Source organism: Streptomyces sp. NPDC030183 (assembly GCF_055573455.1).
The window spans coordinates 103605-124604 of record NZ_JBVIBK010000018.1 but is presented as its reverse complement, the minus strand read 5'-3'; the positions used below and the strand labels follow the sequence as shown (position 1 = coordinate 124604).

The 21000-nt window shown below is 72.6% G+C and carries 17 protein-coding genes and 2 pseudogenes; 7 read left to right on the top strand and 12 right to left on the bottom strand.

All coding sequences use genetic code 11. The annotated features are described in order from the left end of the window. Positions 1-57: 57 nt before the first annotated feature. Positions 58-2982 (bottom strand): glycosyl hydrolase family 95 catalytic domain-containing protein, encoded by a 2925-nt coding sequence (locus ACZ4Z2_RS22510; protein ID WP_468078420.1) that lies wholly within the window; start codon positions 2980-2982, stop codon positions 58-60. A gap of 233 nt (positions 2983-3215) precedes the next feature. Here ACZ4Z2_RS22510 and ACZ4Z2_RS22505 point away from each other — a divergent pair, with 233 nt between their 5' ends. The 3 genes from ACZ4Z2_RS22505 (at position 3216) to ACZ4Z2_RS22495 (ending at position 6729) form a co-directional block, all read left to right on the top strand. Further along, entirely contained in the window at positions 3216-3341 is a 126-nt protein-coding gene (locus ACZ4Z2_RS22505; protein ID WP_468078419.1) for a hypothetical protein, read from the top strand. Between the two features lie 186 nt (positions 3342-3527). Next, the gene (locus ACZ4Z2_RS22500; protein WP_468078489.1) at positions 3528-4097 is read left to right on the top strand and encodes an MBL fold metallo-hydrolase; all 570 of its coding nucleotides are present in this window, start codon (positions 3528-3530) and stop codon (positions 4095-4097) included. Between the two features lie 142 nt (positions 4098-4239). Next, positions 4240-6729 carry a SpoIIE family protein phosphatase gene (locus tag ACZ4Z2_RS22495; RefSeq protein WP_468078418.1) on the top strand — a complete coding sequence of 830 codons (2490 nt, stop codon included), beginning with the start codon at positions 4240-4242 and terminating at the stop codon, positions 6727-6729. Between the two features lie 158 nt (positions 6730-6887). On the opposite strand, the gene ACZ4Z2_RS22490 is transcribed toward ACZ4Z2_RS22495, so the two are convergent. From ACZ4Z2_RS22490 to ACZ4Z2_RS22475, 4 genes and pseudogenes are all read right to left on the bottom strand, one after another. Beyond that, positions 6888-7925 carry a polyprenyl synthetase family protein gene (locus ACZ4Z2_RS22490; protein WP_468078417.1) on the bottom strand — a complete coding sequence of 346 codons (1038 nt, stop codon included), beginning with the start codon at positions 7923-7925 and terminating at the stop codon, positions 6888-6890. 323 nt (positions 7926-8248) lie between these two features. Then, a pseudogene (locus ACZ4Z2_RS22485) lies at positions 8249-9268 on the bottom strand (tetratricopeptide repeat protein); the annotation flags it as partial. A 187-nt stretch (positions 9269-9455) separates the two neighbouring features. After that, positions 9456-9746 carry a hypothetical protein gene (locus ACZ4Z2_RS22480; protein WP_468078416.1) on the bottom strand — a complete coding sequence of 97 codons (291 nt, stop codon included), beginning with the start codon at positions 9744-9746 and terminating at the stop codon, positions 9456-9458. 8 nt (positions 9747-9754) lie between these two features. Then, positions 9755-10276: a hypothetical protein gene (locus ACZ4Z2_RS22475; protein ID WP_468078415.1), complete on the bottom strand. Its 522-nt coding sequence runs from the start codon at positions 10274-10276 to the stop codon at positions 9755-9757. Positions 10277-10417: 141 nt separating this feature from the next. On the opposite strand from ACZ4Z2_RS22475, the gene ACZ4Z2_RS22470 reads away from it, so the two are divergent. Beyond that, the gene (locus ACZ4Z2_RS22470) at positions 10418-10825 is read left to right on the top strand and encodes a YciI family protein (protein ID WP_468078414.1); all 408 of its coding nucleotides are present in this window, start codon (positions 10418-10420) and stop codon (positions 10823-10825) included. An 8-nt stretch (positions 10826-10833) separates the two neighbouring features. Beyond that, positions 10834-11979 carry an RNA polymerase sigma factor gene (locus tag ACZ4Z2_RS22465; RefSeq protein WP_468078488.1) on the top strand — a complete coding sequence of 382 codons (1146 nt, stop codon included), beginning with the start codon at positions 10834-10836 and terminating at the stop codon, positions 11977-11979. Between the two features lie 29 nt (positions 11980-12008). Here the strand turns inward: ACZ4Z2_RS22465 and ACZ4Z2_RS22460 are convergent, their stop codons facing one another. The 3 genes and pseudogenes from ACZ4Z2_RS22460 to ACZ4Z2_RS22450 form a co-directional block, all read right to left on the bottom strand. Further along, a complete protein-coding gene (locus ACZ4Z2_RS22460) occupies positions 12009-12422 on the bottom strand; it encodes an arsenate reductase ArsC (RefSeq protein ID WP_468078413.1) in 414 nt (137 codons plus the stop codon). 33 nt (positions 12423-12455) lie between these two features. Further along, positions 12456-13192: pseudogene (locus ACZ4Z2_RS22455) on the bottom strand (aquaporin). Continuing rightward, on the bottom strand, positions 13189-13563 hold the full coding sequence (locus ACZ4Z2_RS22450; protein WP_468078412.1) for an ArsR/SmtB family transcription factor: 375 nt from the start codon (positions 13561-13563) through the stop codon (positions 13189-13191). Before ACZ4Z2_RS22450 ends, ACZ4Z2_RS22455 begins: the two are co-directional and overlap by 4 nt. A gap of 104 nt (positions 13564-13667) precedes the next feature. Between ACZ4Z2_RS22450 and arsM the strand changes: the two genes are divergently transcribed. Continuing rightward, positions 13668-14588, top strand: coding sequence for an arsenite methyltransferase (arsM, locus tag ACZ4Z2_RS22445; protein WP_468078411.1), 921 nt, complete (start codon positions 13668-13670; stop codon positions 14586-14588). Between the two features lie 11 nt (positions 14589-14599). Here the strand turns inward: arsM and ACZ4Z2_RS22440 are convergent, their stop codons facing one another. Next, positions 14600-15616: an ATP-dependent DNA ligase gene (locus ACZ4Z2_RS22440; protein WP_468078410.1), complete on the bottom strand. Its 1017-nt coding sequence runs from the start codon at positions 15614-15616 to the stop codon at positions 14600-14602. An 82-nt stretch (positions 15617-15698) separates the two neighbouring features. Further along, on the bottom strand, positions 15699-16514 hold the full coding sequence (locus tag ACZ4Z2_RS22435; RefSeq protein ID WP_468078409.1) for an SAM-dependent methyltransferase: 816 nt from the start codon (positions 16512-16514) through the stop codon (positions 15699-15701). A 155-nt stretch (positions 16515-16669) separates the two neighbouring features. Between ACZ4Z2_RS22435 and ACZ4Z2_RS22430 the strand changes: the two genes are divergently transcribed. Then, entirely contained in the window at positions 16670-17641 is a 972-nt protein-coding gene (locus tag ACZ4Z2_RS22430) for a serine aminopeptidase domain-containing protein (RefSeq protein ID WP_468078408.1), read from the top strand. Positions 17642-17686: 45 nt separating this feature from the next. Here the strand turns inward: ACZ4Z2_RS22430 and chvE are convergent, their stop codons facing one another. Then, positions 17687-18784, bottom strand: a complete 1098-nt coding sequence (chvE, locus tag ACZ4Z2_RS22425) for a multiple monosaccharide ABC transporter substrate-binding protein (protein WP_468078407.1) — start codon at positions 18782-18784, stop codon at positions 17687-17689. Between the two features lie 517 nt (positions 18785-19301). Further along, complete coding sequence (locus tag ACZ4Z2_RS22420; protein WP_468078406.1) at positions 19302-20798, bottom strand: FAD-binding protein; 1497 nt, start codon at positions 20796-20798, stop codon at positions 19302-19304. Positions 20799-21000 lie beyond the last annotated feature (202 nt).

The following is a 21000-nucleotide window of genomic DNA, read 5'->3' as shown; positions in this document are numbered from 1 at the left end:
ACGCCCCTACGGCCGGGGCGCCGCCGACGCGATATCGTGACGGCCCCCGGCGACGGGTCACACCGCCACCAGCCGCCACTCCTGGCCGGCGCCGGCGCCGGTGCCGACGGGGCGCTGGACGACGCGGGCGCCCGCCTGCGTCGAGTCGCCGTCGACGCTCACGCACCAGCCGTTGCGCATGTTCACCAGCCGATGGTGGCCGTCGCCCGTGTCGACCAGCCTCCAGTGCTGGTTGTCGCTGCCGGCGTCGTGGTACTGGATCAGCTGGGCGCCCGGGCCGGAGCCGCCGGGGCTGTCCAGCAGCCGGCCGCTGTGGCGGGCGGCCAGCCGGAAGGAGCCGTCGGCCTCGGGCAGCAGCCGCCACTGCTGGTTGACGGCGCCGGACCAGCCCCACTGGATGATCCCGGCGCCGTCGGCGGTGCTCGCTCCGGGGACGTCCAGCACATGGCCGCTGTGCCGGTTGACCAGCCGGAAGTAGCCGCTGAGCAGGGACACGGTGATCTCCGTGCGCCGCCCGGCGGCCAGCGACACCTTCCTGGCGTGGGTGCCGAGGGACGAGGCCGCGACGGTCGCCGTGGTCGACACGGAGGCCATACCGCGCCGGCTGATCAGGGTGACGTCCTGGTCGACGGCGGAGGTGACGGACAGCGTGGCGGTCCGTGCGCCCAGGTCCCACGCCAGGCTGTGGACCCGGATGCGGCCACGGGCCCGCACCCCCGTGATCGTGCCCTTCGGCAGCTGGTCGGGAAGGGCCGGCAGCAGCTCCAGCACTCCGGGGCGGCTGTACAGCAGGGCCTCGGCCAGCACACCGGGGATGGCGTGGGCCGCGTCCGCGTTGTAGATGTGCAGATCGGGGTTGTGGGAGGTCATCAGGGACCTGAAGACCATGTTGTTGCCGAGGATCTTCCGCAGGTTGCCGTAGACCTGTACGCCGTCCTTCAGCCGGGCCCCCGCAAGGGCCCGGTGGAGGCTGCCGTGGGCGGAGACGTTCTGGTCGCCGCGCACCTCGAGGGCCCGCTCGGCCGGCCGGACCAGGGCGGGCTCGTCCTCGGGGTTGATCTCGTGCAGGGGCCAGGCCCCGTACAGGTGCTGGACGTGCCGGTGGTCGTAGCGGTCGGCGAGGCCCGGCCAGGACCACTCGGCCAGCGCCCCGTCGCCGTTGACCCGGTAGTCGGGGAGCTTCTTCAGCAGCGCCGTCCAGCGTGCGACGCCCTGGCCGCTGCCCTGCTCCACGCCGAGGGCGTCGGCGGCGTCGATCGCGGCCCGCAGCGCGTGCCTGCCGGCCATGATGTCGCCGGTGGCGTTCACCGAGAAGCAGACGCCGGTGTTGCCGGGGGAGTTCTCCATGGAGAAGGACGGCACGAAGACCGCCTTGCCGTTCGCGTCGGTCCGGGTGAGGAAGTCCTCGTAGAAGAGGGCCAGCTCCATCAGGGCCGGCCCGAGCCGGTCCCGCAGGAACGCCTCGTCGCCGGTGACCTCGTAGTACTCCAGCAGCGGATACAGCAGCCAGTCGGCGCCGCCCGTCCAGGTGTGGCCGGGGAAGCCGCCGCCGTCGAAGTGGAGCATGTGGCCGTACTCGCCGTCGGTACGGGAGGGGGCGAGGAAACCGCGGGCTCCGTAGAGGTTCCTGGCGTTGGTCCGCCAGTCGTCGAGCTGCCCGAGGACCAGGTCGAAGTAGCCCTGCATCGCCTCGGTGAGGTCGAGGATGTTGCCGCCGGCGACCTGCAGGTTGACATTGGCGTCGGTGGTGAAGTCGTCGGCCCAGGCCGCGCCCCAGGAACCCGCCCAGATGCCCGTGAGCCGGGGTGGCAGGATCCCGCTGGAGCTGAGGAAGAGGTAGCGGCCGGAGTCGTACAGCCGCTCGAGCAGCGCGATGTCGACGGCACTGCGGTCGGCGTTCTGCCGGGCGATCAGTTCACCGACGGACAGACGCCGGTCGGCGGCCGGGACGTCCAGGTCGAGCCGGGAGCGGTCGTAGAGGTCGGTGTGCAGGGCCGTGTGCCGTGCGAGCAGCGCCGCGTAGTCCGTGCCGAGCGCGGCAAGCCGGGTGTGCAGCGGCTCGGAGTCCCAGCCCGTGGACGACTCGTAGCGGCCCAGCTTCGTCAGCAGCAGCACCCTGGTCGCCTTGGCCACCGCGATCGTGGCACCGGAGACGGTGACCGTGGCGCCGGCGCCCGTGGCGACGACCCGGGTGACGCCCTCGTAGCCGAAGGCGCCCTGGCCCGAGGGGTAGGTGCCGCGCAGGTTCAGGTATCCGGAACCGTCGGCCACGGTGGCGCGCGTGGTGAAGCCGAGCCCGGCGGGGAGCCCGTCGAGTGCGGTGTGGACGCTGAGGGTCGTGTCGACGGTACGGCCGGGGGCGGGTGTCAGCTCATGGACGATCACGTTGTCGGCGCGGGAGACGAACGCCCGGCGCGTCCAGGTGCCGTACTGGTCGGTCCAGCTCGACCCCACCTCACCGGTGCGGAAGTCGGTGACCCGCCCGTAGTCGCGGACCGTCGTCATGCCCGGCGTGGCGATGCGCAGCTCGTACGCCGGGTGGTACGACTGCGTCCAGCGCAGGGACCAGCCCGCGGCGAAGTCCCGGTTGGCCCCCGCGTAGTCGCCCGCGAGCGCCTTGTCGCGAGCCCTTTCCAGCCGGCCGGAGAGCACCGGCGGCTTCACGTCACGCGTGCCGTTCGGCAGCACCAGGCGGTGGTGGTTGAGGACCACCTTCTCCAGGGTGGGCGCGCCGTACAGCACGGCGCCGTGCTCGCCGTTGCCGGTGAGGAAGCCATCGGTCCAGGAGGTGGCGGGGGAGGTGTCGTAGATGCCCCGCTCGGGGAGCGTGATCTGCGGTGGGACGGCCGCCGCGGCCCGGCCGGGGAGCACACCGCCGGGCAGAGCGGCGGCCCCGGCGGTCAGGGCGGTGGTGGCGAGGAAGGTCCGGCGGCCGAGGGGACTGCCCGACCCGGTGGAACCACGACGATCACGTGACGACATGGGATGAATGTATAGGCTGCCTCGCGGACGGTGTCCATACCTTCCGTCGAACTCGCGCGGTCGCCCGGAAGGTCGGTTGATCGATGGGATGAATACGGGCATCACGCTCCCGACTCGTGCAGCTACACCTCCGGCGACCGGACGGCCATGCTGACACTCAACCCGGCCACCCGCGCCTACGACGCCGAACGCTCCGCGGCGCGCGACCCGGTCCGTGTCCCGCGTCGGCGGGGATGCGCGACGTGCGGGTCACCGAGGTCGCCGGACTGGGGCAGGCCGCCTTCAGAGAGACCGCCGAGGTGCGCCGGCCGCGCCAGAACGTCTCGTTCGTGGGGTGGCGCGCCGGTTCCCGCTCGTGAGGGCTCACCCTGGCCCAGCCGGTCGGGGCCGGGGACGGCGCCGACCACCTCGTGGCGGCGACCCGGCGGATCACGCCCCGCCTCGTCGGCCGGCCCCCGGCGGCGCACAGCTCATCGGCCACGGGTCACACGGATTCGACGTCCGTGGTGGCGAGCTTCGCGTAGACCTCGGGACGCTCGCACCGGATCCGTTTCGCGAGGAGCACGCCGGTCGCGAACACGGCCGCCGCGGACGACCGCGTCGCGGGAACCGTCACCCTGCTCGTCGACAGGGCGACCGTCGCGGTCGTCGATCCCGGGATGGTCGCGGACCGCCGGCTCATCCTGGACCCGCTCACGGCGCACGGGCTCGCCCCCGAGGACGTCACCGACGTGGTCTTCAGCCACCACCACCCCGACCACACGCTGAACGCCGCCCTGTTCCCCGAGGCACGCTTCCACGACCACATGGCCATCCACCGGGACGACATCTGGGAGGACCGCGACGCCGACGGATATCGGCTCTCCCCGTCCATCACCCTGGTGACCACGCCCGGCCACACCGCCGAGGACGTCAGCACCCTGGTGACCGCCGACGAGGGCCTCGTGGTCCTCACCCATCTGTGGTGGACCGCCGAGGGGCCGGCCGACGACCCCTTCGCCCCCGACCGCGAGCGGTTGCGGGTGGCCAGGCAGAAGGTCCTCGCCCTCGGCCTGGCCCTCATGGTCCCCGGTCACGGGGCTCCCTTCGTGCCCTCGGAGTCGACACCCGTCTGACCTCGACGGCAGCGGGCGGCAGACGCGCGCCGCGCAACCGGTTGAGAGGGATGCGCGGCGGCGCGATGCTGGAGGGAAGCGCCCGTGGCGGGCGCGACAGCGCCGTGCTGCGAAACGGCACGAACGACGTCGGGGTACGCCCATGGACACCGAGCCCGACACGACCACACCCCACACGACCACAGGAGCGGACGGAACAGCCGAGGGAAGAGCCGAGGGAACAGCCGTACCCGACGACTTCGCGGTGGTCGTCGACGCCCGCGGAGTCGTCCTGGTGTGGAGCGCGGGAGCCGGGCGACTCCTCGGGTACGAGGCCGAGGAGGTGGTGGGCCGGCCGGCCGCCCACCTGCGGACTGCGAGGCTGCCCGCCGCGACGCGGCGCCATCTGGCCGCCGCGGAGCCCTGGACGAGCGACGTGGGGCTGCGCAAGCGGGACGGCGACCGCGTCATCGTGCGGCTCCGCGGCACACCCCTCTTCGACGGGCACGGCCGGACGCACTGGGTCCTCACCCCGGCGGCGGTGACCTACTCCGCCGGGCCGACCGACACGGAGCCCGCCGAACTGTGGGACCTCACGCTCGCACAGCTCCCGCTGCCCGTCGCCATCTACGACAGCGACGCCCGGTTCGTCACCTGCAACCAGGTCATGAGCCAGGCCATGGGGCTGAACCCGGACGAGATGCGGGGGCAGACGCTGTGGGAGATCTACCCCACCCCGCCCCTGGACGAGATCGACCGCCTCCAGCACCAGGTCGCGCGCACCGGAGAGATGGTCTACCGCGAGGAGCAGCCCTTCCGGGCCTCCGGTGAGGTCCGCGACCACGCCTGGTCGCTGTTCCTCTCCCCGCTGAAGGACCGGGCGGGCACCGTGCTCGGACTGTCGGCCCTGGTCATCGACATCACCGAGCAGTACTGGGCGCGCCGGCGCCTGGCCGTGCTGAACGACGCCAGCGTGCGTATCGGCAGCACCCTCGACGTGACCCGGACCGCCGAGGAACTCGCCGAGGTGGCGGTGAGCGGGCTGGCCGACTTCGCCACCGTCGACCTGCTGGAGTCGGTCGTCCAGGGACACGAGCCGCAGCCCATCCCCGGTGACATGCCCATCGTCTGCCGCCGTACCGCGCAGCGGTCGGTGCTCCGGGGCAACCCGGAGTCCGTGGTCGTCACGGGCGACATCGACGTCCACCCGCCCGGTACCCCGGCGGCGCAGGCGCTGATCACCGGCCGGGGCAGCTTCCACAGCGCGGGCGACCCGCTGCTGCGCGAGTGGCTGGCGGCCTCCCCGGGCCGCATCGACAACATGCGGCGATTCAAGATCCATTCGGTGCTGATGGTGCCGCTCCGCGCCCGGGGCGTCACCCTGGGCGTGATGCTCCTGCTGCGCCACCGCACCGAGGACGCCTTCCGCGAGGACGACCTGGTGCTCGCCGAGGAGATCGCCGCCCGGGCGGCGGTGAGCATCGACAACGCCCGCCGGTACACCCGTGAGCGGCACACGGCGCTCACCCTCCAACGCAGTCTCCTGCCCGAGCGGCTCCCCGAGGTGGAGTCGGCGGCCCTCGCCTACCGGTACCTCCCCGCGGGCCCGGGGGACGAGATCGGCGGGGACTGGTTCGACGTGATCTCCCTGTCCGGGGGACGAGTGGCACTGGTGGTGGGCGACGTGGTCGGCCACGGCGTGCACGCCTCGGCCACCATGGGGCGGCTGCGCTCCGCCGTACGGACCCTCGCCGACGCCGACTTCACACCCGACGAGCTGCTCACCCGGCTGGACGACCTGGTCATCCGCCTCGACCGGGAGGAGGGCCCGGACGCGCGGAGCGTGGCGGAGGGAGCCTCGGGCGAGGTCGGTGCCACCTGCCTCTACGCCGTCTACGATCCCGTCGCCGGCTGCTGCGACCTGGCGCGGGCCGGGCACCCGCCGCCCGTGCTGAAGCACGCCGACGGCACCGTGGAGGTCCTGGACCTGCCCGCCGGGCCCCCGCTCGGCCTGGGCGGACTGCCCTTCGAGGCCGCCCGCGTCGTCCTGCCCGAGGGCAGCACGCTCGCCCTGTACACCGACGGCCTGATCGAGGCGCCCGGCCGTGACGTCGACGTAGGACTCGACCTGCTGACCGAGGCGCTGCGCCGCCCCGCCGCCGATCTGGAGGAGACCTGCGACGAGGTGCTGCGCAAGGTGCGGCCCGACCCTCCAGCCGACGACATCGTCCTGCTCCTGGCCAAGACCGCCACCCTCGGCGCCGACCGGGTCCGCACCTGGGAGCTGCCCCTGGACCCCGCGGCCGTCGCCGGTGCCCGCCGGATGGCGGCCGAGCAGCTCGACGCCTGGGGGCTCGCCGAACTCGACTTCTCCACCGAGCTGATCGTCAGCGAACTGGTCACCAACGCGATGCGGTACGGCAACGCCCCCATCCGTCTGCGGCTCATCCGCGCCGACGCCCTCATCTGGATCGAGGTCTCCGACTCCAGCAGCGCCGCTCCCCATCTGCGGCGGGCCCGCGTCTTCGACGAGGGCGGACGCGGACTGCTGCTCGTCGCGCAGGTCGCCGAGCGCTGGGGCAGCCGCCAGACGTCCGCGGGCAAGACGATCTGGGCCGAACAGCCCCTGCCGGACGTGCGGAGCCCGGCGTAGGGGTGAACCCGGGGGCGAGGCAGGACGCTGAGTCGCCAACCGGTCGGCAGGGCCGCGACCGCCTCCCGCCGGACGACGAGCGGGAGGCGTCGGCCGATGGCCGGCAGAGGAACCGAGGGCCCCGGCGGGGCACCCGGCCGGCCGGTCGGGGCCCGGCCCTACAGATCGCGGCGTACGAGGAACGCCGACAGGGCCCGCAGTTCGTCTCCGGCCGTGCCCTGGAGCGGGACGTCCGCCAGCGCGGCCTCCGCCGCCGCGATGTGGGCGCGAGCCTCGTCCAGCGCCGCCGCCCGGCCGCCCGCGGCCTCGACGAGTGCGGCCGCCTCCGCCGGGTCACCTCCCGACGTCAGCAGCGCGGCCAGACGTCGTGCCTCGCGGGTGGGGGAGTCCAGCGCGGCCAGCACGGGGAACGTCTTCTTGCGCTCTCGGAGATCGTTGTGCACGGGTTTGCCGGTGACCTGCGGGTCGCCCCAGATGCCCAGGACGTCGTCGACGATCTGGAAGGCGAGCCCCAGTCGCCGGCCGGCCCGGTCGAGCGCGGCGACCGCGGACGGCGGACCGCCGCCGAGCAGCGCGCCCAGCGCGGCGGCGCAGCCCAGCAACGCGCCGGTCTTGTGCTCGGCCATCGCCCGGTATTCCGCCGCCCGCACCCGCTCCGGGCCCGTCCAGGGACGCTCGGCGAACAGCAGGTCGTCCGCCTGCCCGCGCACCAGGTCGCCCAGCGCCGCCGAGAGCATCCGCAACGCGGACGGGCCCGCGTCGGTGGCGGCGAGCGTCTCCACGGCCAGCGCGAACAGGGCGTCGCCGGCGAGGACCGCGGGCCCGGTGCCGTACGCCTTCCAGACCGTCGGGCGGCGGCGCCGGGCCGGGTCGCCGTCCATGATGTCGTCGTGCAGCAGCGAGAAGGCGTGCACCAGTTCCACCGCGACCGCCGCGGGAACGCCGGCCGTGCCGGGGGCGCCCACCGCCTCGGCCCCCAGCACGGCCAGGGCCTGCCGCACCCCCTTGCCGCCGGACGCGGCGGCGGGGGCGCCGCCCACCTCGCACCAGCCGAAGGAGTAGGCGGCCATCTCGCCCACCCAGGGGTGCGTCCGCCCGATCGCCTCCCGCAGCGCGGGCCGCACCGTCCCACGGCAGCGTTCGAGGACGAGGAGGACGTCGACCGGCGCCCGCAGCGCCGAGGAGACCGGCGTCACCGCGCGGCCTCCACCCGCACACCGTGCGCGGCCGGGTTCCGGACACCGGAACTCGCCTCGACCCGGACCCCGCGAGCCCGCCCACCGGACTCTCCCGGCTCCCGAGCACCGACTTCGTCGTGCGCGGGCACACCGGTTTCGACGTGCGTCGGCACGCCGAGGTCGTCGTGCGCCGCCGGGGTGAGGTCATGGTGCGCGGGCACACCGGTCTCTCCGTGCGCCGCCCGACCGGGGGCGTCGTGTTGCGCGGGCACACCGGTTGCTCCGCGCGTCGGCACGCCCAAGTCGTCGTGCGTCGGCCCGCCCAGGTCGTCGTGCGTCGGCACGCCGAGTTCGGTGTGTGCCCGGGCCACCATCTCCCTCGCGTGCCGTAGGCCGATCCGTTCCAACTCGCGGGCTAAGGCGGTCAGTTCGGTTGCCGTCTCGGTGTGGTCGCGGCCGAGGCGGGCCAGTGACTTCGCCAGCCCGAGCCGGGACAGTGCCTCACCGCGCGGCTCGCTCATCTCGCGGAACTCCGCCAGCGCCAGCTCGTACGTGTCCCGCGCCTCGGCGTAACGCCCGGCCCGGTAAAGGACGTTGCCCCGCATCTTGTGGTTGTACGCCAGCGCGCTGGACAGCCGCATCGCCCGGCAGGTGGTCTCCGCCTCCGACAGCAGGGCGAGCGCCCGCTCGACGTCCCCGTCCCGCGCCGAGACGATGTCGGCCAGCCCGCGCAGCGCCCACGCGTGGCCGCGCCGGTCGTCGGCGCTCCCGGCTATCCCCGCCGCCTCCTCGAACAGCGCGTACGCGGTGTCGTACTCGCCGCGCTGGCGGTGGATCTGCGCGATGCCCTCCAGTGCCCACACCGTGTGCCGGGCCTCGCCGCGCCGCCGGGCCTCGGCCAGCAACTGCTCGTGCAGCCGGGCGACGGCCTCGTAGTCGCCCTGGATCCTGCCCGTCTCGGCCAGCCCCGCGAGCGAGTAGCCGCGCACGACGACATCACCTCCCCGTTCGCCCATCTCGGCCGCGAGCCCCAGGAGCCGCCGGGCCAGTGCGAACGAACCCCGCTGACGGGCCAGGGTGCCGCCGCTCCACAGGGCCCAGGCCATCGCCCCCAGGTCACCCACCGCCCGGGCCGCCCGGTAGCTCGCCTTCCACGCCCGGTCGGCCTCCCCGATCTGCCCCAGCCGCCGGTGCGCCTCGGCCACCGCGAGCCCGGAGCGCGCCGCCTCGCCGTGCTCCCCGGCGCGCTCGGCCTGTCTCAACTGCCGGGTGCCGGCGGCCAGTACCTCGGTGAGAGAGGAGTTCACGGACAGGGTGGTCAGGGCGCCCTGGTATTCCGGGGCGAACGCCTTGCCGTACATGGTTGCCTTTCGTCCGAATGCACGCGATGCGGGCCGCCTCCGCGTATACACACCATCTCTACATGGCGTGTATACATGGCGTGTATAGAGCGGCTGAAATGAACCCTGGCCCGAGGGCCAGGGTTCATCCGCTGCTGATCAAGACGTCACGTCGGCGAGGGAGGTTGCCCGTGAGGCGTAGATCACCTCACGAGCCGGCGGCGGCCTCGGTCTCGGCCTTGTCGGCGGCGGCCGCGGCCTTCGCGATGGCGAGGAAGCGTCGGATCGTCTCGACCGGCATGTCGAGCCCCTCGGAGGCGGACTGCTCCGTGCCGAACATCTGCACCGCCTCGGCGACGGCCAGGGCCAGCTCGACCTCCGCCTTGCGTACCTTGGCCTCGGCCTTGTCCACGGTGTCGACCACCGCCAGCTGGCGGCGCTGCTTCTCCTGGAGCCTCTGCTTGCGGGAGGGGGTCTTCTCGGGGTGCTGCACAGTCATGACCAAGATCATAAGCGGTCGCCGCCACCCCCATCGCCCTCCCAACAAGGCTGCCAGCCCCAGGCGTTGAAGAGCGCTCCGCCCACCGTGGTGATCCCGTACGAGCGGACGTGACGCCACTCGTCCCGCGACAGTGCCGAGGCGTCGGTCTTCGTCAGCGGCAGAGCGAGCGGCGCGCGATCGAGCACCGTGAACCCCAGCTCGGCGAAGGCGTGGGCCCACGGTGGCGGAGCGCTGAACTCGTCGTCGTACCAGTCCCGGCGTTCGCGGGCGAAGGCGATCCAGGGGTGGTGCGCGTGACACAGGATGACGGACTCGCTCGTGCGTTCGACGATCGTCGCCGTGTGGAAGGAGCGCGGGTACGTCCGCTCCTCGATCTCACCGACCCGGCCCCCGGCCGCACGGGCCGCCGCGTGCAGCGCTGCCCGGAACGTCCGCGGGTCGGTTTCCGGCGGTGGCCCGTCCTGCGGCCGGAGGTACCCCGTGGCGCCTCGGGGCAGGGTGAACGCCGCTTCCTCGTGCCCGGTCATGGGGCGCATTCTGCCGAGCCGGGAGTCCGTCGGGCGAACGAGAAAAAATTCTTCCGCCCCGATGTCGAGAACCCGTGATCGGCTCCGTCCCCGGGGTGAAGGCGACCACAATGGATCGCACGAGCACCGAGGAGAGAGACCATGGCCAAGTACCTGTTGCTCAAGCACTACCGCGGCGCCCCGGCGGCGGTGAACGACGTCCCCATGGACCGGTGGACGCCCGAGGAGATCTCGGCGCACATGCAGTACATGCAGGACTTCGCGGACCGGCTGGAGAAGAGCGGCGAGTTCGTGGACGGCCAGGCACTCGCCCCGGAGGGCACCTGGGTCCGGTACGACGGAGAGGGGCGCCCGCCGGTCACCGACGGCCCGTTCGCCGAGACCAAGGACCTCATCGCCGGCTGGATGGTGATCGACGTCGACAGCCACGAGCGTGCCGTGGAACTGGCCGGGGAACTGTCGGCCGCCCCCGGAGCCGGCGGGAAGCCGATCCACGAGTGGCTGGAGGTCCGTCCGTTCCTGACCGCGCCCCCCACCATCACGGAGTGACCACCCGCATGGACGAGGCCCTGCTCCGCGACCTCACGCCCGGTGTGCTCGCCGTCCTCGTCCGCCGCGGAGCAGACTTCGCGGCGGCCGAGGACGCCGTACAGGAGGCGCTGATCGAAGCGCTGCGCGTCTGGCCCTCCGAGCCTCCACGGGACGCCAGGGGCTGGCTGGTCACCGTCGCCTGGCGCAAGTTCCTCGACGCGACCCGGGCGGAGACCGCCCGCCGCCGGCGTGAGGACCTGGTCGACGAGGAGCCGCCCCCCGGTCCGGCGCCGGCGGTGGACGACACGCTCCAGCTGTACTTCCTGTGCGCCCACCCGTCCCTCACGCCGTCGTCTGCGGTCGCGCTCACCCTGCGCGCCGTGGGCGGGCTGACCACCCGGCAGATCGCCCGCGCCTACCTGGTGCCCGAGGCGACCATGGCCCAGCGCATCAGCCGGGCCAAGCGAACCGTCTCCGGGGTGCGGTTCGACCAGCCGGGCGACGTCGCCACCGTGCTGCGCGTCCTCTACCTGGTCTTCAACGAGGGCTACTCCGGCGACGTCGACCTGGCCGCCGAGGCCATCCGGCTCACCCGGCAGCTCGCCGCCCGGATCGACCACCCCGAGGTGGCGGGCCTGCTCGCCCTCATGCTGCTCCACCACGCCCGGCGCGCGGCCCGGACCGCGGCCGACGGCAGCCTGGTGCCGCTCGCCGAACAGGACCGGAGCCGGTGGGACACGAAGCTGATCGCCGAGGGCGTCGAGATCCTCCAGCCGGCGCTCGCCCGCGACCGGCTCGGTGAGTTCCAGGCGCAGGCAGCCGTCGCCGCCCTCCACGCCGACGCCCCCACCGCCGAGGAGACGGACTGGGTGCAGATCGTCGAGTGGTACGACGAACTCGTCCGGCTGACCGACAGCCCCGTCGTCCGGCTCAACCGCGCCGTCGCCGTGGGCGAGGCCGACGGGCCACGCGCCGGGCTGGCGGCCCTCGCGACATTGGACGACTCCCTGCCCCGCCACACCGCCGTGGCCGCCCACCTCCACGAACGCGACGGCGACCCGACGACGGCGGCACGCCTGTACGCCGAGGCGGCCCGCAAGGCCCCCAACACCGCCGAACGCGACCACCTGACCCGCCAGGCGGCGCGGCTCAACACCGACGGCAGCCGCTGACGCAGCCCCCGCCACCCGTGATCCTGCCGTCAGCTCGGGGTCATTTCCGAGATCAGTGCCTGGACGCGGGTCTTGATCGCGTCGCGGATGGGACGCACTGCCTCGACGCCCCGTCCGGCGGGGTCGTCGAGCTGCCAGTCGAGGTACCGCTTGCCGGGGAAGACGGGGCACGTGTCGCCGCACCCCATCGTGATCACTACGTCGGACGCCTGGACGGCCTCGGTGGTGAGGATCTTCGGGGTCTCGGCGGAGATGTCGATGCCGACCTCGTTCATCGCTTCGACGACGGCCGGATTGACGGTGTCGGCGGGGGCCGAGCCGGCGGAGCGCACCTCGATGCGGTCGCCGGCCAGGTGGGTGAGGAACGCGGCGGCCATCTGGGAGCGGCCCGCGTTGTGGACGCAGACGAACAGCACCGACGGGCGCGCGGCAGAAGTGCTCATGGCAAGGGTCTTTCTCAGAGGCGACGCGGGTGGTCAGGAGGAGGCGAGTTCGGGTCGTGCGGGCGGGACGGCGGTCCCGGGTCGCGCCGGGACGGGGCGTGTGCCGTACACCGCGGTCACGATCCCGAGTCCGAGCGCGGCGCCGAGCAGCTGGGCGGCGATGTACGGGGCCACGGAGGCGGGCGCTATCCCGGCGAAGGTGTCGGTGAGGGCACGGCCGACGGTCACCGCGGGGTTGGCGAACGAGGTGGAGGAGGTGAACCAGTAGGCGGCCCCGATGTAGGAGGCCACCGCCGCCGGGGCGAGCGCGGCGCGGCCGATCCGGCCGAGGCCGAAGATCAGCAGGATCAGGCCCGCTGTGGCGACGAGCTCGCCGAGCCAGAGGTGGCCGGCGGACCGGTCGTGGGTGGAGAACTTCACCAGCGGCCTCCCGAACATCGCGTCGGCCAGGATCGCCCCGCCGATCGCCCCGCGATCTGGGCGGGCACGTACGCGGCGACTTCCCGCAGGGGCAGGCCGTCCCGCGTGCGGCGGCCCGTGAACCAGGCGGCGAGGGTGACGGCGGGGTTGAAGTGCGCGCCGGAGACGGGGCCGAGCAGCAGGATGAGCACGCCCAGACCGAAGACGGTCGCGAGGGAATTGGCGAGCAACTGCACGCCGACGTCCCGCGACAACTCGGTGGCCTGGATGCCGGAGCCGACCACCACCGCCACCAGCATCCCCGTGCCGATCGCCTCGGCGGCGACCCGGCGGCCGAGGGAGGCGTTCACGCGGTGGCCCCCGCGGGCTGCCCGGTGGTCAGGAACGCGGCGAGCTTGCCCAGGACGCCGGGCAGCACCCAGTAGTACACCCAGGTCCCGCGCCGCTCGCAGTCGATGAGGCCGGCCTGCCGCAGCAGCTTCAGGTGGTGGGAGATCGTCGGCTGGGACAGGTCGAAGGCCGGCGTCAGCTCGCACACGCAGACCTCGCCACCCTCCCCCCGCGAAGCGATCATCGACATCAGGCGCAGCCGGACCGGGTCGCCCAGCGCCTTGAAGATCCTCGCCAGGTCGGCCGCCTGGTCCTCGTCCAGCGGCGCGGCGGACAGGCCCGGGCAGCAGGCGGCGTCCGGGCCGATCACCTCAAGCTCTTGTTTCGACATGCCTCTATGTTGACGATTTTCGATTCAAGGCGCAAGGTTGAATCGATGAACGTCAATACAAGCCGTTCCGGGCGCCGCCATGCCCGTCATCCAGGAGTGAAGCCATGAGTGAGCAGTCCACCGACCTGCGCGAAACCGTCCGCCGGCGGTACGCCGCGGCGGCCGTGAAGGTCACCGTGGGCGGCACCGCCTGTTGCGGACCCGAACCCGTCGAAGCCGACGAGAACTTCGGCTCCACCCTCTATGCCGCCGACGACCGCGACGCCCTGCCCGCCGAAGCAGTCGCCGCCTCCCTCGGCTGCGGCAACCCCACCGCCGTCGCGGAACTCCGCGAAGGCGACCGCGTCCTCGACCTCGGCTCCGGTGGCGGCATCGACGTACTTTTGTCCGCCCGCCGCGTCGGCCCCACCGGCAAGGCGTACGGGCTGGACATGACCGACGAGATGCTCCGACTCGCCCTCGCCAACGCGGCGAAGGCGGGCGCGACGAACGTGGAGTTCCTCAAGGGCACCATCGAGGCCATCCCGCTGCCCGCGGACACCATCGACGTCGTCATCTCCAACTGCGTCATCAACCTGTCCACCGACAAGCCCGCTGTGTTCGCCGAGACCTTCCGCGTCCTCAAGTCGGGCGGTCGGATCGGCGTCTCCGACGTCGTCGCCGACGACACCCTCACCGCCGGACAGCGAGCCGAGCGCGGCGACTACGTCGGTTGCATCGCAGGCGCTCTCTCCTTCGCCGAGTACCGCGCCGGCCTGGAGGCGGCCGGCTTCACGGACATCGAGATCACCCCGACCCACGCGGTCGCCGACGGCATGCACTCCGCCGTCATCCGCGCGACCAAGCCCGCCACCGGCCCGGACAGCGTCAAGACGTCTGCCACGAGCTCGTGCTGCGGTGTCACCGACTGCTGCACCCCGGCCGAGCGGGCGACCAACCCGTCCGTCACGGTCAGCGAGGCCAAGAACGCCTCGGGCTGCGCTTGCACGACTGACGAGGTCTCCCTCGGCGGCAAGGACGGCTGACCCCGTACGGGTCACCCGTCGACCGACCCCGGACCCTCGGCGAACCTCGTCACGTCGCCGGGTGCCATGTCCTCGCGGAGCCGGACGAACCGTGCCGGATGGCGCCAGGCACCATGACCCTGGGCGGTGTCCACGGCCATCTCCGCCACCAGGTCCGGCTCGACGAGGACGACCTCCAGGGGGGTGCGTGAGCCCCAGGACGTCGTGAACCGCGTTCCCTCCCAGGGGTGCCCGGGGCGGGCCGCGGACAGCCGGGCGCCCAGGTCACGGACCGCCTCGGGGGACAACAAGGTGCTGCGGGCGACCAGCCGCAGGACTCCTTCGTGGTCGTAGCGGCCGAGGAGGACGCTCTGCGGGCGGCGCAGGGTGCCGGTCACGGCGCCCACGACGCCCTCGGCGGTGTCCCGGCGGCGGATCTTGTACCAGCCGCGCGTCCCCGGCAGATACCGCTGCCGCCGGCCCTTGGCCACGAGCCCCTCCACGCCGGGCACCCGCGTCCAGGAGGTCAGCCATTCCCGCGCGGTGGCCAGGTCGCACGTCTGAGGACAGAGAGTCCACGGGGCGGCGAGCCCGTGACCGGTGAACAGTTCCTCCAGCGTCGCGCGCCGTTCGTCGTACGGCCGGCGGAGGAGTTCCACACCGTCGGCCTGGAGGACGTCGAAGGCGATGAAGTGGGCGGGCAGCGACTCGGCCAGCCGGGCGGCGGTCCGCCCACCGGACGAGGCCCGGCGTTGCAGCGACTCGAAGGACAGCTCCTCGCCCGCCCAGACCACGACCTCGCCGTCGAGGACCCAGCCGTCCGGCAGCACCGCCGCGGCGGCGGCGAGGTCGGGAAAGCGGGCCTGGATCATGCTGCCCCGACGGGACTGGATCAGCACGGGGCCCGGCGCCGGCCAGGGCGTGAACACCAACGCCCGGTACCCGTCGAACTTGGGTTGCAGCACGAGACCGCCGGGCAGCGCCGTGGGCGGGGGCATCCGTTCCCGGGCCTGGGCCAGCATCGGCTCCACCGGCGGTCGCAGCACCATACGTCCGGTCTACGGCCTGCGCGCCCGCCCCGCGACCGGAACGACCCACGGGAAGAGCCGTGCCCCCGCCCCTCACGCGGCCTCAGGGCTTGCGGGCCAGCCCCCCGTGCTCACCGATGACCTCGGGAGCCGCGTCGTCGGGGTCCGGACGCCAGAGCGGGACCGAGACCACACCGGGGTCGACGAGCTCCAGGCCGTCGAAGTAGGCGGTGATCTGGTCGGGGGTGCGCAGGTTGTACGGGACGGCGCCGCTGCTGTTGTACGCCTCCTGGGCCTGCTCGAAGACGGGGTCGATGCCGAGGGAGCCGTCGTTGACGGAGAGGTAGCTGCCCGACGGCAGGGCCGCCATCAGTCGGGTGACGATGGAGCGGGCCTGGTCGTGGTCGGCGACGTGGCCGAGGATGTTGCTGAGGATGAGGGCGGTGGGCCGACCGAGGTCGAGCGTCTCCGCGGCGGCCTCGAGGATGCGGTCCGGGTCCAGCACATCGGCGTCGACGTACGCGGTCGCCCCCTCCGGCGTGGAGTAGAGCAGGGCACGGGCGTGCGCCAGGACCAGCGGGTCGTTGTCGACGTAGACGATCCGCGACTCGGGGGCGATGCCCTGCGCGACCTCGTGCGTGTTGTTCGCGGTCGGCAGCCCCGTACCGACGTCCAGGAACTGGCGGATGCCCGCCTCCGCCACCAGGTACGTGATGTTGCGCCGCAGGAACGCCCGGCTGCTGCGCGCGATGGTGACGATGCCGGGGAACACGGCGGTGTAGGCGTCGCCCGCCTCCTCGTCGACCGGGTAGTTGTCCTTGCCGCCCAGCCAGTAGTTCCAGATGCGGGCCGAGTGCGGCACCGACGTGTCGATCTTCTGGTGCGCCGCCGATCCGGGCGTGCTCGCGTGTTCGGTCATGAGTGGCGTCCGTCTTTCCACCGAAGCATTTGACGTTTCAACAGACAACCTACGCCCCGACACCCCCGCAGCGCACGTCAGTTGAGGATTCCGGATCCGTGTCAGGCGGCGGCATATTCCTCGGGCATCGCCGGCCGCTGTGCTTCGATGGGGCCATGAGCGATCTCGACGGCGGGGACCAGGAAGCGCGTTACCGTGCGCTGGACGAGGCGGTGACCCGGCTGTACGGGGAAGGGCGGTGGGGCGAGGCGCTGGCGGCGGTGACCGAAGCGGCCCCTCGGATACCCCGGCGGCGCGCGGACCTCGCCCATCTGACCGCCTGTCTGCTGGCCCTCACCGGGCGCCCGCGGGACGCCCTCGCGGAGTTGCGGGCCGCGCTCGGCGACGGTGCCTGGTGGAGCCCGGCGATCCTCGTCGAGGACGACGACCTGGCCGCCGTACGCGACCTGCCGGGCTTCGACGCCCTGGTGAAGGAGTCGACCGCGCGGCACGCCGCCGCCGGCGCCGTGCCGTTCCCGCCCCTCGTACGGCGCCCCCAGGGCTCCCCGCGCGGGGTGCTGGTCGCCCTCCACGGGGCCGACCAGGACGCGGCGCTGGCCGCGCGGCAGTGGACGGCGGCCGTGGACGCCGGGTTCGTGCTCGTCGCCGTCGACTCCTCCCAGCGGTCCACCCCGCTCTACCGCAGCTGGCCCGACGCCGGACTCGCCGTCCGCGACGTCACCGCCGCCCTCGCCGAGGTGGACGAGGCCGGCGGTTCACTGCCGCTGCTGGCGGCGGGCTTCTCGGCGGGCGCCCGCGCCGCCGTGCTGTGGGCCCTGTCCGACGCGCCCGTACGGCCCTCCGGATTCCTCGCGGTGGGCCCGGCGCTCACCCCCGCTCACCTCGACGGGGAACGGTGTGCGAGGGCCGCGCGGACGGACCTGCGTGGCCGGCTGCTGGTGGGGGAGCGGGACGACGACATCGCCCCCGAGGTCTTCGACGCCCACGCCCTGCTCACCGCCGCGGGCGCCGACGTGGCCCTGGAGACCGTCCCCGCTCTGGGCCACGACTTCCCCGAGGACTTCCCCCGGCGCCTCCCCGCCCTCCTGGACGCGCTGGTGTCCCCCCGCCGCCCGGCGCGGCCCTGAGCGCGAGACGCCGGTCACCGTGGCGGCCACCGCCGAACCGTGCCGCTACTTCAGTTCCGCGGCCGTGTAGTACCCGCCCGCCACCAGCACGTCCTTGTAGTTGCTCTTGTCGACGCTGGTCGGCTGGAGCAGATACGCGGGGACGGGCTTGGAGCCGTTGTTGTAGGCCCTCCTGCTGTTCAGGTTCGGCGTCTTGCCGTTGAGGACGTCGTCCACCATGTTCGCGGCGACCTCGGCGAGCAGCCGGAGGTCCTTGTAGACGGTCTGCGACTGCTCGCCCGCGATGATCGACTTCACCGAGGCGAGTTCGGCGTCCTGACCGGTGATCACGGGCAGGGGCTTGGCGGCGGAGCCGTAGCCGTGTGCCTTCAGCGAGTTCAGGACGCCGATGGAGATGCCGTCGTACGGCGACAGGACCGCGTCGACCGTGGCGCTGCGGTACGTCTTGGTGAGCACGCTGTTCATGCGCTTCTGCGCGGTCGGCCCGTCCCAGCGCAGCGTGGTGACCTGGTCCAGCTCGGTCTCACCGGACCGGACGACCAACTGCTTGGTGTCCAGGTACGGCTTGAGCAGGTGCATGGCGCCGTCGAAGAAGTACTTCGTGTTGTTGTCGTCCGGCGAACCGGCGAACAGCTCGATGTTGAACGGTCCCTTGCCGTCCTCCAGGCCCAGCTGGTCGATGATGTAGCGGGCCTGGAGCCGTCCGACCTGCTCGTTGTCGAAGGAGACGTAGTAGTCGACGTTCTTCGTGTCGAGGATCAACCGGTCGTAGGAGATCACCGGGATCCGCGCGTCGGCGGCCTTCTTGAGCACGCTGTCCATCGACTTGTTGTCGATCGCCGCGATGATCAGCGCGTCGACGCCCTGCTGGATCAGCTTCTCGATCTGGGCGACCTGCCGCTTGGGGTCGTCGTCGCCGTACACCAGCGTGGTCTTGTAACCCTTGGCGGCCAGGTCGTCCACGACGCTCTTGCCGTCGGTGAGCCAGCGTTCGGAGGCCCGGGTCGGCATCGCGACGCCGATGGTGCCGCCCTCGGAGCCGTCCGCGGAAGCCCCCCCGTCCTCCTGCCCGCAGGCGGACAGGGTGAGGGCGAGCGAGACGGCTCCGGCGATCGTGGAGAGGGCGGCTCTTCGGGTGTGCATGTGATCGTTCCTTGTTCTTCTCGTCGTTGAGAGCGGGACGGCGGGTCAGCCGTCGGTGCGGCACTGCCTGGGGAGGGCGGCGCGAGTCCGGCTCGGCCGCACCGTGGGGGCCGAGCTTCGGCAAGCGTGTTCGAGGCGCGGGCCACCCGGCATCCGGGGTCCGCCGGCTCCCGTGTTCCCTGTGCCGATGCGCACCGGTGCGTACGTCGGGCCGCGCCACGGTGTTCCGGCCACGTGGGGGCTGATTCCGGTGATGCGCAGGGCACTTGCCTTTCAAACCGTTCGATATGTCGTCACACGGTCGAATGTTTGCGTGACCATAGGGACACGGTGCGCATGATGTCAACGGGGTGAACAGGAACGGTTACAGAAAGGTGAAGAGTGCGGGGCCCCTGTTGCGCAAGGGGCGAGGGTCACTCGTGGCGCGAAAGGAGGCCGAAGCGGCAGAAACGGGGCCTCCGTTGGCGGAGACCCCGTGTCCTGGAACCGCTTGTCGCGACGACGGCTGGGGGGCCGGTCAGAAGATGCCCGGGCCGGGGGTGAGGATGCCCTTGGGGTCGTAGCGGTCCTTCCACGCCACCAGCCGTGGCCACATGGAGCCGTAGTGGGCCTGCCAGTCGGCCCGGGTGAACGGGCAGGCACCGTGCGGGTACCGGGTGCCGCCGACGGCCGCCGCCCGCTGGTAGAGCCGGTAGTTGCGGTCCGTCATACGGGACGTGAAGTCGGGGTCGGGACCGGGGCCGGCCGAGTCGGTCAGGACACTGACCAGCCACACCCAGGGGCCGCCCGCGTCACCGGGGAGCCGCAGCAGCGGCCGTCCGTAGGTCGAGCGGAGCATCGGGAACACCAGGCCGAAACCGGTGGGGCCCAGATCCTCCGGCGTCAGCGAGGGGAACACCGAGGAGACGAACTCCTCGACGGCGTCGTCCGGCAGGAACAGATCCAGCCACGGCTTGACCTTCGCGTCCCAGTCCAGGTTCGCCGCGAAGGAGTCGTACATGCGGGTGACCAGGAAGATGTAGTCGAGGAAGCCGTAGTCCTCGAAGGCCGCGCCGGCCGCGGCGGGGGAGAGGCCGCGCAGGAGGTGCGAGCCGTCGGGCACGTCGCCCGCGTCGTGGAAGACGGTGGCCCACAGCGTCAGCGGCTGGGCCGTGCCCGGCTGCGGAATGCTGCCCAGGGAGTCGAACTCGCCGCGGTTCGCCAGGATCCGGATGTCCCGGAAGAACGCCCCGATGTCCGTGTACCCGATCCGGTACGTCCGGGCCAGTTGCTTGGCGGGCACCAGATCGACGGTCGCCCTCGTGATCACACCGCACTGACCGAGTCCGGCGAGCGCCGCGTCGAACAGGTCGGTGTTCTGGGTGCCGGAGCACCGCAGCAGCCGTCCGTCGCCCGTGACCACCTGGAGCTGCCGGGCGTGGTCGACCTGGGCGCCCGCCCGGTAGGCCGACATCATCCCGATGCCGCCCATGGACAGCGTCCCGCCGACGGTGGTCCCGACGTAGCTGGTGATCGACGCCGGCCGGAGACCCCGCCGGAACGCCGCCTCGATCAGATCCCCCCACCGCACGCCCGCGTCGACGTCGGCGCTGTCGGTGCCGATCGAGTGGATCGTGTGCAGCGACTCCATCTCGATGACCAGCCCGCCGCTGACGAGCGGCTGGCCGTACATCGCGTGGTGCGCGCCGGCCGGCGCGGCCTTGATGCCGTGGGCCGAGCAGTAGGCGAGCATCTTCCGGATGTCCAGCACGGAGCCCGGCCGGAGCACCGCGCAGGGCGTCCTGACGAAGATGTTGCCCTGGTCGCGCGCGTTCGCCGCGAGGACGTCCGGGTCGAAGGTGAGGGTTCCGTCGAGGGCCGGGACCGCGGCGAACGAGGCACGGTCGGCGTCCTCGGCCCGGGCGACCCATTGCCGTCCGACCAGGTCGAAACCGGCCACGAGCGCTACGGTCCCGGCTCCCAGCCGGGACAGGAACCGACGTCTGTCGAGCTGACCTTGTTCTCTGCGTGACATACCAGCCTCCCTGGTGTTGGCGCGGCGGATCATCGGCACACCCCGCGGGAGTACCGGGTCGCATCTGCGGGTGACTCATCCGTTCACGGGCGGCGGTGGTGCGGCCTGGCCATGGGCGCCGCGAGGCGACGGAGTGCCGTGACCCGTGTCTCGCCGGGCCGGCGCTGCTCACTCATGGCGATCTTCCCCCTGAACTGTCCCC

Coding starts and splice junctions, on each gene's coding strand:
- ACZ4Z2_RS22475 (WP_468078415.1), bottom strand. CDS start 10,276: ATGACCGGGCACGAGGAAGCGGCGTTCACCCTGCCCCGAGGCGCCACG.
- arsM (WP_468078411.1), top strand. CDS start 13,668: ATGAGTGAGCAGTCCACCGACCTGCGCGAAACCGTCCGCCGGCGGTAC.
- chvE (WP_468078407.1), bottom strand. CDS start 18,784: ATGCACACCCGAAGAGCCGCCCTCTCCACGATCGCCGGAGCCGTCTCG.
- ACZ4Z2_RS22430 (WP_468078408.1), top strand. CDS start 16,670: ATGAGCGATCTCGACGGCGGGGACCAGGAAGCGCGTTACCGTGCGCTG.
- ACZ4Z2_RS22435 (WP_468078409.1), bottom strand. CDS start 16,514: ATGACCGAACACGCGAGCACGCCCGGATCGGCGGCGCACCAGAAGATC.
- ACZ4Z2_RS22420 (WP_468078406.1), bottom strand. CDS start 20,798: ATGTCACGCAGAGAACAAGGTCAGCTCGACAGACGTCGGTTCCTGTCC.
- ACZ4Z2_RS22505 (WP_468078419.1), top strand. CDS start 3,216: ATGCGCGACGTGCGGGTCACCGAGGTCGCCGGACTGGGGCAGGCCGCC.
- ACZ4Z2_RS22465 (WP_468078488.1), top strand. CDS start 10,834: ATGGACGAGGCCCTGCTCCGCGACCTCACGCCCGGTGTGCTCGCCGTC.
- ACZ4Z2_RS22440 (WP_468078410.1), bottom strand. CDS start 15,616: ATGGTGCTGCGACCGCCGGTGGAGCCGATGCTGGCCCAGGCCCGGGAA.
- ACZ4Z2_RS22495 (WP_468078418.1), top strand. CDS start 4,240: ATGGACACCGAGCCCGACACGACCACACCCCACACGACCACAGGAGCG.
- ACZ4Z2_RS22460 (WP_468078413.1), bottom strand. CDS start 12,422: ATGAGCACTTCTGCCGCGCGCCCGTCGGTGCTGTTCGTCTGCGTCCAC.
- ACZ4Z2_RS22450 (WP_468078412.1), bottom strand. CDS start 13,563: ATGTCGAAACAAGAGCTTGAGGTGATCGGCCCGGACGCCGCCTGCTGC.
- ACZ4Z2_RS22470 (WP_468078414.1), top strand. CDS start 10,418: ATGGCCAAGTACCTGTTGCTCAAGCACTACCGCGGCGCCCCGGCGGCG.
- ACZ4Z2_RS22480 (WP_468078416.1), bottom strand. CDS start 9,746: ATGACTGTGCAGCACCCCGAGAAGACCCCCTCCCGCAAGCAGAGGCTC.
- ACZ4Z2_RS22510 (WP_468078420.1), bottom strand. CDS start 2,982: ATGTCGTCACGTGATCGTCGTGGTTCCACCGGGTCGGGCAGTCCCCTC.